The organism is Nostoc sp. (assembly GCF_036917575.1).
Classification (GTDB): Bacteria; Cyanobacteriota; Cyanobacteriia; order Cyanobacteriales; family Nostocaceae; genus Nostoc.
Map to the genome: position 1 here is coordinate 1 of NZ_JBALDC010000039.1, position 16,979 is coordinate 16,979.

At 43.5% G+C, this 16,979-nt stretch carries 10 protein-coding genes, 1 tRNA gene and 1 pseudogene; 8 read left to right on the forward strand and 4 right to left on the reverse strand.

Going from position 1 to position 16,979, the window contains the following annotated elements; genetic code table 11:
- Nucleotides 1-94 precede the first annotated feature (94 nt).
- Nucleotides 95-562, reverse strand: a pseudogene (locus V7K79_RS08700) (Uma2 family endonuclease); the annotation flags it as partial.
- A 194-nt stretch (nt 563-756) separates the two neighbouring features.
- On the opposite strand from V7K79_RS08700, the gene sat reads away from it, so the two are divergent.
- Nucleotides 757-1,935 (forward strand): sulfate adenylyltransferase, encoded by a 1,179-nt coding sequence (gene sat, locus V7K79_RS08705; protein ID WP_335046633.1) that lies wholly within the window; start codon nt 757-759, stop codon nt 1,933-1,935.
- A 177-nt stretch (nt 1,936-2,112) separates the two neighbouring features.
- Nucleotides 2,113-4,224 carry a caspase family protein gene (locus V7K79_RS08710; protein ID WP_335046635.1) on the forward strand — a complete coding sequence of 704 codons (2,112 nt, stop codon included), beginning with the start codon at nt 2,113-2,115 and terminating at the stop codon, nt 4,222-4,224.
- Nucleotides 4,225-4,243: 19 nt separating this feature from the next.
- On the opposite strand, the gene hisC is transcribed toward V7K79_RS08710, so the two are convergent.
- The 3 genes from hisC to V7K79_RS08725 form a co-directional block, all read right to left on the reverse strand.
- Nucleotides 4,244-5,293, reverse strand: coding sequence for a histidinol-phosphate transaminase (gene hisC / locus V7K79_RS08715; protein WP_335046638.1), 1,050 nt, complete (start codon nt 5,291-5,293; stop codon nt 4,244-4,246).
- Nucleotides 5,294-5,645: 352 nt separating this feature from the next.
- Nucleotides 5,646-5,717, reverse strand: a tRNA-Val gene (locus tag V7K79_RS08720).
- A gap of 339 nt (nt 5,718-6,056) precedes the next feature.
- The gene (locus tag V7K79_RS08725) at nt 6,057-6,545 is read right to left on the reverse strand and encodes a DUF1499 domain-containing protein (RefSeq protein ID WP_335046641.1); all 489 of its coding nucleotides are present in this window, start codon (nt 6,543-6,545) and stop codon (nt 6,057-6,059) included.
- Nucleotides 6,546-6,868: 323 nt separating this feature from the next.
- Between V7K79_RS08725 and V7K79_RS08730 the strand changes: the two genes are divergently transcribed.
- The 6 genes from V7K79_RS08730 (at nt 6,869) to ptsP (ending at nt 16,879) form a co-directional block, all read left to right on the forward strand.
- On the forward strand, nt 6,869-7,129 hold the full coding sequence (locus V7K79_RS08730) for a hypothetical protein (RefSeq protein WP_335046644.1): 261 nt from the start codon (nt 6,869-6,871) through the stop codon (nt 7,127-7,129).
- Between the two features lie 677 nt (nt 7,130-7,806).
- Nucleotides 7,807-8,856, forward strand: coding sequence for a class 1 fructose-bisphosphatase (fbp, locus tag V7K79_RS08735; protein WP_335046645.1), 1,050 nt, complete (start codon nt 7,807-7,809; stop codon nt 8,854-8,856).
- Nucleotides 8,857-9,187: 331 nt separating this feature from the next.
- Entirely contained in the window at nt 9,188-10,333 is a 1,146-nt protein-coding gene (gene tal, locus V7K79_RS08740) for a transaldolase (protein ID WP_335046647.1), read from the forward strand.
- A 134-nt stretch (nt 10,334-10,467) separates the two neighbouring features.
- The gene (zwf, locus tag V7K79_RS08745) at nt 10,468-11,997 is read left to right on the forward strand and encodes a glucose-6-phosphate dehydrogenase (RefSeq protein ID WP_335046649.1); all 1,530 of its coding nucleotides are present in this window, start codon (nt 10,468-10,470) and stop codon (nt 11,995-11,997) included.
- An 81-nt stretch (nt 11,998-12,078) separates the two neighbouring features.
- Nucleotides 12,079-13,461 (forward strand): glucose-6-phosphate dehydrogenase assembly protein OpcA, encoded by a 1,383-nt coding sequence (gene opcA, locus V7K79_RS08750; RefSeq protein ID WP_335046651.1) that lies wholly within the window; start codon nt 12,079-12,081, stop codon nt 13,459-13,461.
- Between the two features lie 811 nt (nt 13,462-14,272).
- Nucleotides 14,273-16,879: a phosphoenolpyruvate--protein phosphotransferase gene (gene ptsP, locus V7K79_RS08755; RefSeq protein ID WP_335046653.1), complete on the forward strand. Its 2,607-nt coding sequence runs from the start codon at nt 14,273-14,275 to the stop codon at nt 16,877-16,879.
- Nucleotides 16,880-16,979 lie beyond the last annotated feature (100 nt).

Sequence of the window (16,979 nt, forward strand, 5' to 3'; positions counted from 1 at the left end):
TCATTGATTTTTTTGCACAAGCTCTAATTGCTGACTCTAATAATAGTCTGTCTCGTCCTTCTTTACTTCTCCAATATTAGACCTGAATCCTTACGTAAATCCATAGTTCAGGAACAGCGATCGCAACGTATGCATCAAGAGTTGTTTTTGATGTCACATCTGTTTCAATTGCCAAATCAGGAGGCGGATCGTTTGGTTCCAGTTTGCGACGACCGATCATTCTTTGGTAATTTTGGATGTAGAAACAAGCATCTGGTTCTACCCCCGCGATATTTTCCCGCTTGAAGGTGGTTGAACCGAAGGGTTCATAACTTTTTTTGGCAATCTTCAGCAAGATTTTTACAATATCCGAAATTAAGTCCTTTGATTTTTCGTGTTCGGGTAGAGGAACCATAATTTCTAACGTAGATTTGCTGTAAGCAACTCGTAGCAATCGCTTCTCCCCCAGTTCTTGCAAAATAGATTCAAATTCCTCCCAACTTATATCCTGGATATTTACTGTACTACCAGGCGCTAGCCGCATTTGGCTAACAGGTTTAACAACGGGGGATACAGCAGTCATAAGCAATTTCAAATACAGGAACTATTCTGAAACTTGAGACTGGATTAAGCTTTAGCCTAACCTAATCAGATAGGTTGGAGGCTAGTTGCAAAAATTTTCTTCCATTCCCTAAACTATTTTTCTCTACGTACCAGCATTTGATAAGTTAGTACATAATCTGAAACAATAACAGTAAAAGCAGAGAGGGGATTACGTTGAGTCAGAATCCAGATGCCATAGCCCCCCACGGTGGACAGTTGGTTAACCGCATCGCCACACCAGAACAAAGAGCAGAGTTTCTTTCAAAAGCTGACTTTTTGCCGCGAGTGCAACTTGACGATCGCGCCGTTTCCGATTTAGAAATGATTGCGATCGGTGCTTTTAGTCCACTCACGGGTTTTATGAACCAAGAAGACTACGATCGCACTGTGACAGAAATGCGATTAGCTAACGGTCTTGTCTGGTCAATCCCGATTACACTATCGGTAAGCGAAGAAGTAGCTTCACCATTGCCAGAAGGCGGCTTAATCCGTCTGGATAACTCGATAGGCGAATTTATCGGAGTTTTGCAACTTACGCAAAAATATCACTACGACAAAATCCGCGAAGCAATAAAAGTCTACCGGACTAATGATGTCAATCATCCTGGCGTGCAAGTACTCTATAACCAAGGTACTGTAAATCTGGCGGGTGATATTTGGTTGTTGCAACGCGAACCTCATCCCCAGTTTCCCACTTACCAAATCGATCCAGTTGCCTCACGGCAACTATTTCAAGACAAGGGTTGGAAAACCATTGTCGGCTTTCAAACTCGCAACCCCATCCACCGCGCCCATGAATATATTCAAAAGTGCGCCTTAGAAATCGTTGATGGTCTATTTTTGCACCCATTAGTTGGGGCAACAAAAGAGGACGATATTGCTGCTGATGTGCGGATGCGCTGCTATGAGATTTTGCTGGAACATTACTACCCCTTAGACCGGGTAACTTTGGCAATTAATCCTGCTGCAATGCGCTATGCTGGGCCTCGTGAGGCTATATTCCATGCTTTAGTCCGCAAAAACTACGGCTGTACTCACTTTATCGTCGGACGAGATCATGCTGGTGTTGGTGACTATTACGGCACTTACGATGCTCAGTATATCTTTGATGAATTTGCACCAAATGAATTAGGCATTGTGCCGATGAAATTTGAACACGCTTTTTACTGTATGCGCACTAAGCAGATGGCAACATCTAAAACCAGTCCCAGTAGGCCAGAAGAACGCATTCACCTATCAGGGACAAAAGTGAGGGAAATGCTGCGACGCGGTGAGTTACCTCCACCAGAATTTTCTCGTCCAGAGGTAGCAGCAGAGTTGGCGCGGGCAATGCGGATAGAAGTAACGGCTTAAGGCATTGGGCATTGGCCAAACAGAGTATTGAGCATGGGGATTGAATCTTCAATTTTGAATTTTGAATTTTGAATTTTGAATTGATTTCTCCCCTGCTCCCCACATTTTTGTAACTTTACAATATAGAGTTCAGCCCTGTAAGCTGCTAACTGAATAGCTGAGGGCTGATAGCTAATTATGAAACGTCGCACGTTTTTAGAGAAAATTGGCTCAATACTCGCCGTATTGGGAATAACTGAAGCTGAGTGGTTGTCTTTGGGAAATCGCTATTATCAAGCTTTGGCACAACCCAGTCCGCGCAAGTTGGCATTGTTAATAGGTATTAACCAATACCCAAAAATTCCAGCCCTCAGTGGTTGTCTGACAGATGTGGAACTACAAAGAGAACTTTTGATTTATCGCTTTGGTTTCCAAGGGTCAGATATCTTAACTCTAACTGAGGAAGAAGCTAGTAGGGAATTCATTGAGACGGCTTTTTTGGATCGCTTGGGTAAGCAAGCTAAACCCGATGATCTGATTGTCTTTCACTTTAGCGGTTATGGCAGCCGTGTCAAATTGGAAACATCTCCAGAGACAATGCAAAATGTTCTGGTGTCAGCTAATGCTAGTCTAGTTTCACAAGAAGAGACAATAGTCAACTATATATTAGAAGAAACTCTACTGCTATTATTGCGATCGCTGCCTACAGATCGAGTCACAGCAGTATTAGATACTAGCTATTATGCGCCAACCCCAGTATTAGGATTAAAAAGTCGCGCCCTTCCAGAATCCGTAGGGGCAAAGCTAGCAGCAGAAGAACTTGACTTTCTCCAACAACTTAAAACTCAGAAGTTACCCAGCACGCCGATTGTCTTAGCAGCTACCTCAAATCCCAAGCAGTCGGCGAGAGAAGAACTCTTTGCTGGTTTTAGTGCTGGGTTATTTACCTACGCCTTGACGCAGTATTTGTGGGAATTCACCCCAACTATCAAAATTCAAGTCGCCCTCTCCTATATGGAAAATTCTCTATCCAAATTGGGTAGTAAACAGCAACCAGCGTTATTAAGTAGTCATAAAAATCAACATTTAACGTCTCTACCGCCAGATGGTATTATTGGTGCAGAAGGCGCAGTCACAGCAATTGAAGAAGATGGCAAAACAGTGCATCTGTGGTTAGCAGGATTACCGCCACAAGTACTGCTATACTACGGAGTTAATTCTCGGTTCACCTTAACAACAACAACAGAAGAATTAGTATTGCGATCGCGGACTGGGTTAACAGCAAAAGCGCAAATTCCCCAAATTGAAGGTGCAAATTCCCTACAAGTCGGGCAACTTGTCCAAGAATCAGTCAGGGTTTTAGCCCGAAAGATCCATTTAATAATTGCTTTAGATACTGGATTAGAAAGAATTGAGCGTGTAGACGCTACCAGTGCCTTTGATGCATTTCCCCATATCTCCACCGTCGTTGTCGGGGAAAAACCAGCTGATTATTTATTTGCCAAACTACAGCAAACACCTAGTCGCTATGGTCTATTTTCTCTTAGTGGCGAACTAATTTCCAATGCCACGGGGGAAGCAGGAGAAGCAGTAAAATCAACAGTGCAAAAGTTAGCGCCAAAATTATCAACCTTGTTGGCAGCTAAGTTATGGCGACTGACTGAAAATCAAGGTTCTTCTCGCTTGGCTTTGAAGACAACCTTAGAAATAATTGACAACAGATTGCCTCGCGTAATTATGCAGCGCGAAACAGTACGAGCTTTCAAAACAGAAACTTCGATTCAAAAATCCCTCCCGACACCGATTGTCCCTATCGGCAGTCAAATGCAATATCGGGTAGAAAACCAAAGCGATCGCCCAGTATATTTAATCTTGCTGGGATTAAACAATAATCATACAGCGATCGCCTTCTATTCTTGGGAAACTCCCCAAGAACCAAACACTACGGACACCAAACCTCTCCTGAAAGAAGTCGTCATCTCTCCAGGTGAAACCCTTACCCTACCCCAAACTGATACTGCTTCCGAATGGATGATTTCAGGGCCAGCTTCTGAGTGCGAACACCAACTGATTTTTAGTACTGCCCCTTTTAACGGAACTCTCGCCGCCTTGAACGCTGCCAAGTATTCTACAGCCGAAGAAGGGCCAATTGACTCATTGGAAAACTCCTTAGATGTTGTACAAGCCTTGCTACAAGACCTACATAACGCTAGTGCCTTCAAAACAGATATGAACGGCACAGCACTTGATTCACATAGCTTGGATGTGAATAATTGGGCAAGTCTTAGCTTTAGTTTTCAAGTGCTGTAAGTTAAGTGGGTGTGAATAATTAAAGGTTTGTAGTTAGTACCTTTACTAGAACCTGATTTTGCTCATCTGTCCCAACAGTGATCCGTAATTTATCATCTAGTCCGGGCTGCTTGAAATAGCGGATTAAAATTCCCTGTTCCTTCAGTTTTTGATAGAGATATTCTGCGTTTCCTTCTCTTGGCTGTGCCAGCAAAAAGTTAGCCTGGGAATCCCAGATATAAAAACCTAATTGTTTCAATTCTGTAGCTAACTTAGTCCGTGATGCTTTAATTTTGGCTACACAAGCATTTTTATAAGCTTGGTCAGTGATGGCAGCCGTACCAATTGCACAAGCGATCGCATCAATGTTATAGCTATCTTTAACCTTAAATAATCCCTGCAATAGTTTGGGATTCGCCACCCCAAAGCCTAATCGCAATCCTGCCAACGAGTAGCCTTTAGATAATGTCCGAATCACGATCACGTTTTCGTATTCCTCAACCAAAGCCAATGCATTTTCTTCAGTAAAATCTACATAAGCTTCATCAATCACTAAAACTCCAGATAACTGGCTGGCTAATTTTCGTAAATCATTTGTTGCTACCAAATGCCCCGATGGACTATTGGGCGATGCAATAAATGTCACAGCCCCATTGGCAGCAACTAATTCTTCCAAAGGTAAATTATAGTCTTCGTTGTAGGGAATCTCAATAATTTCCGCCGCTTGCATTTGTGTTAATGTGCGATACAGCACGTAAGTAGGCATCGGATAAACTACCTTCTTCCCAGGTTCAGCACAAGCTCGAATTACTACACTCAACAATTCGTCACTGCCATTTCCGACAATTATCCAATCATTAGGAACTTCTAAAACTTTACTTGCAGCTTGCCGAAACTCCCCCCCAAAAGGTTCTGGATATCGCCGCAACCATTCACCATCAATATTCTGTAGCACAGCTAATGCGGCAGGAGAAGGAGGATAGGGGTTTTCATTGCTATTAAGTTTAATAATTTGTGTACCACGTTGAGGCTGTTCACCAGGAACATAGCTAGCCATTGCATCAACATTGGAGCGAAAGTAGTTGGTCATAGGGCATTGGGAATTGGATAGGATTTCTACGACGGGCTACGCTATACCAATTTTTAATTCGTAATTCGTAATTCGTAATTCGTAATTAAGAAAGCTAGACTCTGGGTTTGGGGGTTTGAATGTGTTGCCTCATTTTAGAGAATTGGTATTAAGCAAATTTCAATCCACAATTTCTGAGCATATCGTTTTTTGTTGTTTACATCAGAAAATAGGGCTTTATAAATTACGAATGTGGTATTTTTTAATGCGGCATTGCTGCGTCCATTCTTTTTCCCCCTATAAGCACATCTTAATGTGGGGGGCATATTTAAGAAACTGAAGCTAGTTAGCTGAAAACTTTACTGTGTATAAGTGGGCGATACTGGATTTGAACCAGTGACCCCATCCGTGTGAAGGATGTGCGCTACCCCTGTGCTAATCGCCCAAGACTTTTTATATTACCATAATTTACTAAATAGCAACGTAAGCTGAAATGCCAAAGGCTGACTTGTTGCGCCTACACAATTGACGTTATTCTTCATCATTGCCGTATGTCACGCAAGGACTGTCAATTATGAGTGCTGGCTCAAATGAATTGCAGAAAATGACAGTAGAACAATTAACCCCAGATTCGTCAGGGTGAATGCACTTTATCGCTTCTTCTACTAAGGTATGGAAAGCACAATCATTGCAGATAGTCTGACATTTTTCCACTAAGTATAAATTTTTAAATGGTATTGCGATCGCATCTTTATCAGTTAAATAAGAACAAGTAGCAGCAAAATCAGATGTTTAAATCGCGTAGAGCCAGACGAATTTGCTCGCATCGCCTGCGGTTGATACCAAGATCAAACTCTCCGACGCGAGATGCCGATCGCAGATGAATTACTGACTCATTAGCAGGTAAATAAAATTCTACATCATCAACAAGTCTGAAGATGCGGCTTTTAGAAAGAGCGTGGATGTAATTATCTGTTTGTTCTACAATTTCTGTACGGGGAACAACGCTGAGAACTTTTAGTAAGATTTCTCTAGCTGCATTGCGGTCTACATGATAAACAATCGGGTTGATGGCGTGTTTTTCATCTGCGTTTTGACTGACAACACAGTTGTTTGAAACCGGGCAAGTACTAAGATGACCATTATCAACTCCCAAGCTAGAAGCCGCCCAAGTAGCCCCAGGAAGTATTAAACTACTAATTAAAGTTAAGAGTATTACAAAAGCAATACTCCGCAAGAAGCGCTGCCAGAACGCTCTTAGCAGACGGGACATGATAAATTTACTCCTTTTGTTCGGTTATTTTGAGTGAGTAATGAGAGTTACAATTCGCTCTACAGATTATCATCTATTCAGCCACACTCTGAGTTTGGGCAATCACAATGTAGCCGCGCCGACCAGTTTCTTATGCTATTGTTGCTGCCAATAACGGAATCAAGCCAAAAAAGTGACCAATAATTCAGATTTCCATTGACTACGAACCCAAAATCATTAGCAGGGGTTGCGACTGCATTCCCTAATGATTCCAGCTTTGACTCAGAAGAATTAGTTGGTATCGACTTTGTTATGGCTAATGTTAAAAAGGTTGATGGTTGTAGATGAACATAGGAATAATCCAGCCTTACAGTAACGGGTTTTTAGAAGTTGTCCCAGAAAGCGATTATTGGCAGATTGCAGCTATACACATCAATGGTCAAGCCTACTGCCCTACTCCTCAGCTTTATCGTTCAGAAAAAGTGGCATTAGCAAAAGCAACACAAATTTATGATTGGATAGCTGACCACGAACATCAAATTAGTGATGAGGCTTACTACTGCTCTGAATTAAAACTCATTTTATGGCAGCAACCAAAAGTATAGCAGGAGGCAGAAGGCAGAAGGCAGGAGGTAAAACTATTACTATTCCTAGCTTTCACTGTTTTAAAATGTCCTAATTTATGTGACTACGGCTATATCTTAATACAGCATTTCATTAATTTGTAGCAAATTAATGAAAGACAATACTTTGCAATGCCAATGCGTCCCTCTGCAATGCTATTGCATCCCGATACAATGTTAATGCGTGCCCCTACAATGCTATTGCATCCCGATACAATGTTAATGCGTGCCCTTACAATGCCATTGCATCCCAATACAATGTTAATACGTGCGCCTGCAATGCCATTGCATCCTCCTGCATTAAAAATGCTACGCTTTTACGCAAAATTGTATTTAGTTAACCAGGAAGATTGCTTGCTTTAGGCAAATCTGATAGTAGTTTCGTATTAATGTTTCAGAGTAAACCTATAGTCCCTGCCGCAAATGTGGGGATTTTAGCTTGTTATAGGATGTGTAGGCATACCTGCCCCCTTGAGAAAGTTGTGTTAAGTCAAAGTACTTAAGCTTTAGTTGCAGGGGTCACTGAAATTCATTTCTTTAGTTTATCTAAAGTCGCATCTAAGTTATCAAATTACCTTTCTAAGATAGAAGCAGCAACTATAAGTTGCTATAGATGACTAAAACCCAATTAACAACTAGTTACTGCGGAGAACATAAAAATGGCTAAAGCGCCAGAATCTTTAGACTTATCTGCCTACGATGTTACAGACAGAGCTTTAGATCGTGACTGTACAACCTTATCCCGTCACGTCCTCCAACAACTTCAGAGTTTTTCGCCAGATGCACAGGATTTAAGTGCGTTGATGAATCGCATCGCCTTAGCTGGGAAACTGGTTGCTCGTCGGATGAGTCGCGCTGGTTTAATGGAAGGCGTTCTGGGATTTACTGGGGAAGTTAATGTCCAAGGCGAATCCGTCAAAAAGATGGATGTTTACGCCAATGATGTATTTATCTCAGTGTTTAAGCAAAGTGGCTTAGTCTGTCGCCTCGCGTCTGAGGAAATGGAAAATCCTTACTACATTCCCGAAAATTGCCCGATTGGCCGCTATACCCTGCTGTATGACCCAATTGATGGTTCATCCAATACTGATAATAATCTCAGCTTAGGTTCCATTTTCGCGATTCGCCAACAAGAAGGAACTGATAGCGATGGTAAGGCAACTGACCTGCTCACCGACGGACGCAAGCAACTAGCTGCCGGATACATCCTGTATGGGCCCTCCACGATGTTGGTTTATACTATAGGTAGAGGCGTTCATTCCTTTGTTCTTGACCCCAGCTTAGGAGAGTTTATTCTCACAGAAGAAAATATTCGCATTCCTAACCACGGTTCTGTTTACAGCGTGAACGAAGGTAACTTCTGGCAGTGGGAAGAATCGATTCGAGAATACATTCGCTACGTTCATCGCACAGAAGGCTACACCGCTCGTTATAGCGGTGCAATGGTGAGTGACATCCATAGAATTTTAGTTCAAGGTGGCGTGTTTCTTTACCCAGGCACAATTCAAAACCCAGAAGGGAAATTGCGCTTGCTTTATGAAACGGCTCCTCTCGCCTTTTTGATTGAGCAAGCAGGCGGACGTGCTACTACAGGACTGAAAAATATCTTGGATGTGGTGCCAAAAAAACTGCATCAGCGCACGCCTTTAATTATCGGTAGCAAAGAGGATGTAGCAAAGGTGGAGTCTTTTATTCAAAACGGACACTAGTGTTAAAAGCCAGAAGACAGGGAAAAAAGCTTGTAAATTCCGCTTTTGAACTTTTTTCAACTCAATAGTTATTTTTGCCATGCTGCACTAGAAGATTAAGACAAAAGTATCAAGGATGCATCTAGCATCTGGCATTAATTAAAAGTTAATCATGGTGATTTAGGATTGGAATGCAGAATAGCACCTCTTGAAGATGTATTAAAGATTATCTCAGCTGGCTGATGCAATAAGTGATTGACAACGCCACAATTCAAAGTAAGCATCAAATTTTGATGGATTTAACTAACTTACTTAGAAACATCACTATACAGGAGTGAAACAAATTAGAGCTATGTCTACCAATCATTTACTAGAAATTAACCAATACGGTCAAAGTATCTGGATGGATAATTTGACCCGTGACATTATTCAATCAGGTGAACTCAAAGACATGGTTGAAAATCAAGGTATATCTGGGATTACTTCTAACCCAGCTATCTTTGAGAAAGCGATCGCAGGTAATGTGATTTATGATGCCGATATCGAAGCTGGAGTTCGAGCTAGCTTACCGACATACAAAATTTACGAATCCCTGGTTTTTGCGGATATCCGTAATGCCTGTGATATTTTACGCCCTGTCTATGAAGCCTCGAATAGACTAGATGGTTATGTGAGTATTGAAGTCCCGCCAACCATCGCCCAAGATACTGAAGCAACAATAACCGAAGCCCGACGCTATTTCCAAGAAGTTGATCGGGAAAATCTGATGATTAAAATTCCCGGTACAGAACCTGGTTTGCCAGCAGTAGAGCAGGTAATAGCCGAAGGGATAAATGTTAATGTTACGCTGCTGTTTTCTGTAGATAGCTACATCAACACAGCTTGGGCTTATATTCGGGGCTTAGAAAAACGGGTGGCTGAAGGTAAGGACATCAGTAAAATTGCTTCAGTCGCTAGCTTCTTCCTCAGCCGGATCGATAGCAACATTGACGGCAAGATTGATGCTAAGTTGAAAAAAGGCGTTGATGATATTGCCGTGGAAGCAAAGCTAAGAGCTGTTAAAGGAAAAATAGCGATCGCTAACGCTAAAATTGCGTACCAGGAATACAAGAAAATTATCGAGAGCGATCGTTGGAAAGCCTTGGTAGAAAAAGGGGCCACAGTACAGCGGCTACTTTGGGCTAGCACCAGCACCAAAGACCCCAACTACAGAGACGTGATGTATATCGAAGAGTTGATTGGCCGTGATACCGTCAACACCGTACCACCAGCGACAATTAAAGCTTGTGCCGATCATTGTAACGTAGGCGATCGCTTAGAAACAGATGTAGATAATGCTTACACACTAATCGAAAACCTCAAAGATCCGGACATCAACATCGACATCGATACCGTAATGGATGAACTGTTAGTCGATGGTATTGACAAGTTTATCCAGCCCTTCCAGTCCTTGATGAACTCTTTAGAAGACAAGATCAAGGTATTGTCACCAGTGTAGGGACTAGGGACTAGGGACTGGGGACTGGGGACTGGGGACTAGTAAACAATTTTCCTGATACCCAATACCCAATACCCAGTCCCTAATACCCAGTCCCCAATCTCAAAACCCAAAACCCAAAATCCAAAATTGTTATGGTTAGTCTGCTAGAAAATCCCTTGCGCGTTGGTCTGCAACAACAAAGGATGCCTGAACCCCAGATTATTGTCATTTTTGGCGCTTCTGGCGATCTCACTTGGCGCAAACTAGTGCCAGCACTTTATAAATTGCGACGAGAACGGCGTATTCCCCCAGAAACTACCATTGTCGGTGTGGCACGTCGAGAATGGAGCCATGAGTACTTCCGCGAACAAATGCAAAAGGGCATGGAAGAGGCACATCCTGATGTCGATTTGGGGGAACTCTGGCAAGATTTCTCTCAAGGTCTGTTCTACAGCCCTGGGGATATAGACAACCCCGAAGGCTACCAAAAACTGAAAAATTTATTGAGTGAATTAGACGAAAAACGGGGCACGCGAGGGAATCGCATGTTCTACCTTTCGGTTGCACCCTCCTTCTTTCCCGAAGCGATTAAGCAGTTAGGAAGCGCCGGGATGCTAGAAGATGCTTACAAACATCGTCTAGTAATTGAAAAACCCTTTGGTCGGGACTTGGCATCAGCCCAGAGTCTTAACCAAGTGGTACAGAAATTTTGCAAAGAAAACCAAGTATACCGCATCGATCACTACTTAGGTAAAGAAACAGTCCAGAATTTGCTGGTGTTTCGTTTTGCCAATGCGATTTTTGAGCCATTGTGGAATCGTCAATTTGTTGACCACGTACAAATTACCGTAGCAGAAACCGTGGGAGTGGAAGACCGGGCTGGTTACTATGAAAGCGTCGGCGCACTACGGGATATGTTGCAAAATCACCTCATGCAACTTTACTGCCTAACGGCGATGGAAGCACCTAACGCCATGGATGCCGACAGCATCCGCACAGAAAAAGTGAAGGTACTACAAGCTACTCGTCTAGCTGATGTTCGCAATCTGTCGCGGTCAGCAGTACGCGGTCAGTATAGTGCTGGCTGGATGAAGGGTGAAGCAGCGCCAGGGTATCGGACAGAACCAGGCGTTGCTCCCAACTCCACCACACCGACCTACGTCGCCATGAAGTTTTTAGTAGATAACTGGCGCTGGAAAGGTGTACCTTTCTATTTGCGTACCGGGAAGCGGATGCCGAAAAAAGTCAGTGAGATTGCCATTCACTTCCGCGAAGTTCCATCTCGGATGTTCCAATCTGCTGCCCAACAAATAAACGCCAATATTTTGGCGATGCGGATTCAGCCCAATGAAGGTATTTCCCTGCGTTTTGATGTGAAAATGCCGGGTGCAGAATTCCGTACCCGTGCCGTTGACATGGATTTTAGTTATGGTTCCTTTGGTATCCAAGCAACATCTGATGCCTACGATCGCTTATTCCTTGATTGTATGATGGGCGATCAAACATTGTTCACCCGCGCGGACGAAGTAGAAGCAGCTTGGCAGGTAGTAACGCCAGCCCTTTCCGTTTGGGATGCACCCGCTGATGCAAATACTATTCCCCAGTACGAAGCTGGTACCTGGGAACCAGCAGAAGCAGAATTCTTAATTAACCAGGATGGTCGTCGCTGGCGCAGACTGTAAATATTAGTCATTGAGTCACTAGTCAAAACAAATGACCAATGACAAAATCCCAAATCCCAAATCCCAAATCCAAAATTTCCTATGGCTCCCCAAGCTTCTACAATTTATTCACTTCAGGCACCAAAAGATATTTCGCTTGACGAATTAGATGCGGAACTGAATCAAATTTGGCAAAGTTACGGCATTACTGGCAAGGACGGTGCGCTTCCTGCTGCTACTCGCGCCACAACATTTACTTTAGTGGTTTACGAACCCGAAGAAACCCAGTATCTTTTGGCTACTTTGGGATTTTACAACGGTCCGCTTGATGGAATTTTAGGGCCTCAGATGGAAGCTGCCTTGCGGCAAGTGCAGACAAAATATGCACTGCTAAATACTGGAACAGCAACACATGAAACCGTGGCTGTCTTGAGAGAAGAATTCATCAAACGTCAAGGAAACGGAGCTACGGGAGACAATGGTTCTATTGAACTTCCTAGCTTAAGCCTAAATGCTCCAAGCCCTAGAATTGCCGACGAAATCGCCCTCCGCAACCCTTGCCGGATTATTGCCCTATTTCCCATTACTGGCGAAGATAAAGGAGTCAAAGCTCAAGTTTCTGCCTATTGCCCAATCCAAAAGCAATCGTCAAGTACACTAGTTTGCTGCGAATACATAACTCTCAGTGGAACTGCTGCTGCCTTGGAACGGGTAGGGGGCATGATTCCAGCCTTGTTAATTGGTGGCTTACCAAAGTTTCTCTGGTGGAAAGCAACACCAGACCCTAACAATACTCTATTCAAGCGGCTGGCAGCAGTTTGCAATAATGTGATTGTGGATTCTTGCCGCTTTAACGAGCCAGAAAGTGATTTACTCCGCCTCCAAGAATTGGTGGAAAGTGGTGTTCCCCTGGCTGACCTCAACTGGCGTCGCCTCTCAGCATGGGAGGAATTGACAGCTGAAGCTTACGACTCACCTCATCGTCGGGCTGCCCTTCGGGAAGTTGACCGAGTAACTATTGATTACGAAAAAGGCAACCCCGCACAAGCATTATTGTTTTTGGGTTGGTTGGCAAGTCGTCTAGAATGGCAGCCAGTTTCTTATAAAAAGGAAATTGGAGATTATGACATCACTCGCATTAACTTTATTGCCCAAGACCAACGGCAAATAGAAGCCGAATTGGCGGGTGTTCCCCTTGCTGATGTAGGTGAGATTGCTGGCGACTTGATTGCTTTGCGCCTGAGTTCGACCAATCCAAAGGCAGACTGTGGTACAGTAATTTGCTCGGAAACTGGTGGTTGTATGCGCATGGAAACCCACGGCGGCGCTCAATCTGCTGGTCTATTTCAACAGGTGACTTCACTTTCAGAACAAAAAGCGGAAGCATTGCTAAGTCAGCAAGTACAACGCTGGGGTCGCGAGTCACTTTTTGAGGAAAGTCTGGGAGTGACAGCGAATATTTTCAAATTGGAAACAAATAGTTAGTTTCGCCTGGAAATCATAAAATTTACCAAAATTGCGAAAATCAAAGACTAACTCTTCAGATTTTTGGATATTTCAATCATCTGGAGAGTTTTTCTCTTGTGTGTACACCGTAGCCGATTCTCTGGGGAGGGGGCAGGGAGCAGGGAGAAAGAGGGTTTTCAGATTTCTGCATAGATTACGGAAATTATAACCAATCAACCAAACTTGATATTAAATCCTCGGCAACACTAAAAGCAGCAAAAAGATGTTGTTGCTCCTTAGCGGACATATCTGGCGACAGAGCCACTTATTTGTTCAATTCCTAAAAAAGAAACATTATTGTTCCCCAACTGTCTAATCTGCAAGAAAATCCTACTTTCTGACATTTACCTTATTACAGCCGTAGTCACACAGGTTAGGACATTTGGAAAGAGTGAAAGAAGAGAGTTAGCAATAGTTTTACCTCCTGCCCTCTGCCTCCTGCCTCCTGCTATATCTGGGATTTCCTAAGAAAAGCAAAAATCTCGATCGGTCAGCTGGTAAAGTACTTCCAAAAAAGATCAACCTTTTTTAATATTGTGGCAGGATAATGTTGATGGTAATGTCTCGATTAAGTTGTACGATGGGAACAAACTTATCCAAAATATTTCTTCCCGTACTGCTAACGATAGAGTTTATGAGTGGATACCACGTATTTCCATAAAATAAAGCTATTTTATTCGCATTTCTAACTGGAAAGACCGGAATATTTTCGGACAGTTGCAATTGTAGCGGAATGGGAAAATGAAATGGATAACTAGCTAAACGCAAACCTCTCAACAAGGTTGACGGTGTGGCCACGATCGCAATTGTTATCGTTTCTCACAGCAAACAACTAGCTTTAGGTGTGCGGGAACTCGCCGCGCAGATGGTTCAAAGCCAAGTTACCATTGCTGTTGCAGCAGGTATTGAAGATTCTGAAAATCCATTGGGTACAGATCCGATTCAGGTTTATGAAGCGATCGCTTCTGTTTTTTCTGATGATGGTGTCTTGGTATTAATGGATTTGGGTAGTGCTTTGCTAAGTGCGGAAATGGCAATCGAGTTTCTGCCAGAAGCACAGCAGGAGAAAGTGTATTTGTGTGAAGCACCTCTAGTAGAAGGTGCGATCGCTGCTGTAGTGGCGGCGGCGGCTGGTAGAGATATTCACCAAGTTATGGCGGAAGCACGCGGCGCACTCCTAGCAAAAGCAACTCAATTGGGTGTTAGTAGTCCATTGTCAGTTGTCAGCCCAATAACAACCAATATAAAATCGCCAACACGAGAAATCCAGCTGATTGTGAGCAATCGCTTAGGATTACACGCCCGTCCCGCAGCCCAGTTTGTGGCAACCGCAGCCCGATTTCAATCTCAAATTCTGGTGCAGAATTTAACGAGAAATACTGAGCTAGTCAGAGGTGACAGTATTAACCAAGTCACAACTTTAGGGGTGCGTCAAGGACACGAACTGTTGATTACTGCCACTGGTTCTGATGCAGATCAAGCGCTGGCAGCATTGCAGGGATTATTTGCCAATAACTTTGGTGAGGCAGCCCAGTCTTGTTGTTCCAACAAAGATGAGCCAGCGCTGAAGACGGGTTTCCCGTCGCAGGCGACTGGCGTTGGACTGCCGAACCCGGAGGGTGAAGATAATGTTGCCTTGAATTCTCCACCAGCATTTCACCACGAAGTTACTCCAGTAACTCACGGCGAACTTTCAGGGATTGCAGCTTCTGCTGGAGTAGCGATCGCACCTGTTATTCATTATCAACCCACTCACATTTCTATTACGGAATATCACGTAGACAATCCAGAGACAGAGTGGCAACGATTACAGACAGCAATCCACTCTGCCAGACAAGAAATCCAAGCAGTTTTTTCCCAAGCTTCTCTGCAAATTGGTGACGTTGAAGCCGCTATCTTCGATGCCCAACTACTATTTTTAGAAGATCCAGTACTGTTGGAAGCAACTAACCAACACATTTTAGACAACCATATAAATGCTGAAGCCGCTTGGCAAGCTGTAGTCGATGAAGTAGCGACTTCCTACCGCGCACTTGAGGATTCTTATCTGCAAGAGCGAGTTGGCGATGTTGTAGATGTCGGGCAAAGAGTGCTGCGATTACTAGCTGGAAATGCTGCGGCTAAACTGCATCTTGAATCACCGGCGATTTTGGTGGCGACTGATTTAACCCCCTCAGATACAGCTGGACTAGATCCAACCAAAGTGTTGGGAATTTGTACTACTTCTGGTAGCGCCACCTCCCACAGTGCAATTATCGCCCGGACATTAGGTATTCCGGCAGTTTTGGGAGTGGATGCCCAGGTGTTGTACTTGCCAGATGGTACACTAATGGCACTTGATGGTGAAAGTGGCAAAGCTTGGGTAGAACCAGAATCAGACATCCTGGATTTACTGAGAGCAAAGCAGTCAGCTTGGCAAACTGCCCAACAGCAAGCACGAGCTACGGCACATCAACCAGCGATTACTCGTGATGGTCGGCAAGTTAGCGTCTTCGCCAATATTGGTAGTATAAATGATGTGCAAGTTGCTGTGGCTAACGGTGCAGAAGGGGTGGGACTACTCCGCACAGAGTTTTTGTATTTAGACCGAACAAGCGCCCCGACTGAAGAAGAACAATTATTAGTTTATCAGGCGATCGCTCAAGTTTTAGATAATCGACCGCTAATTATTCGTACCCTTGATGTCGGTGGTGATAAGCCACTTCCCTATATCAAAGCTGAGTTTCCAGAAGCTAACCCTTTCTTAGGTTGGCGGGGAATTCGTTTTTGTTTAGATCGTCCAGAACTGTTCAAAACTCAGTTACGGGCAATTTTGAGAGCTAGTGTCGCACACCAAATTAAAATCATGTTGCCAATGATTGCGACTGTAACTGAAGTACGTGCAGCTAAGGTAATTTTGGGTGAAGTGCAAGCTGAACTAAATCAAGCTGGTATTTCCTTTGATGCAACGATGAAAGTAGGAATTATGGTGGAGGTTCCATCAGCAGTAGCGATCGCCGATCAATTAGCTGCGGAAGTAGACTTTTTTAGTATCGGCACTAACGATCTGAGTCAGTACGTCATGGCTAGCGATCGCACTAATCCCAACGTGGCAAATTTGGTTGATGCGCTACATCCAGCTGTATTGCGAATGGTGCAGCAAACTGTCCAAGCTGCCCATGCAGCAGGAATTTCAGTAAAATTATGTGGAGAATTGGCAGCAGATACTTTAGCAACACCAATTTTATTAGGTTTAGGACTGGATGAGTTGAGCGTAAATCCTCAAAGTATACCTGGAGTAAAGCAGGCGATCGCTCGCTTAAGTATAGTTGAAAGTGAAGCGATCGCGGCATCGGCATTACAACAAGATTCCGCAGAGGATGTTAGAGAACTAATCTCAACTTCAATTTCTGCATAATTAATTCGTAATTGATAATGACGCTCTCTACAAGACGCTGTGCAAACGTCATTACGAATTACGAATTACGAATTACGAATTACGAATTACGAAAAAGGCT

Coding starts and splice junctions, on each gene's coding strand:
- V7K79_RS08710 (WP_335046635.1), top strand. CDS start 2,113: ATGAAACGTCGCACGTTTTTAGAGAAAATTGGCTCAATACTCGCCGTA.
- hisC (WP_335046638.1), bottom strand. CDS start 5,293: ATGACCAACTACTTTCGCTCCAATGTTGATGCAATGGCTAGCTATGTT.
- V7K79_RS08725 (WP_335046641.1), bottom strand. CDS start 6,545: ATGTCCCGTCTGCTAAGAGCGTTCTGGCAGCGCTTCTTGCGGAGTATT.
- V7K79_RS08730 (WP_335046644.1), top strand. CDS start 6,869: ATGAACATAGGAATAATCCAGCCTTACAGTAACGGGTTTTTAGAAGTT.
- fbp (WP_335046645.1), top strand. CDS start 7,807: ATGGCTAAAGCGCCAGAATCTTTAGACTTATCTGCCTACGATGTTACA.
- tal (WP_335046647.1), top strand. CDS start 9,188: ATGTCTACCAATCATTTACTAGAAATTAACCAATACGGTCAAAGTATC.
- zwf (WP_335046649.1), top strand. CDS start 10,468: ATGGTTAGTCTGCTAGAAAATCCCTTGCGCGTTGGTCTGCAACAACAA.
- opcA (WP_335046651.1), top strand. CDS start 12,079: ATGGCTCCCCAAGCTTCTACAATTTATTCACTTCAGGCACCAAAAGAT.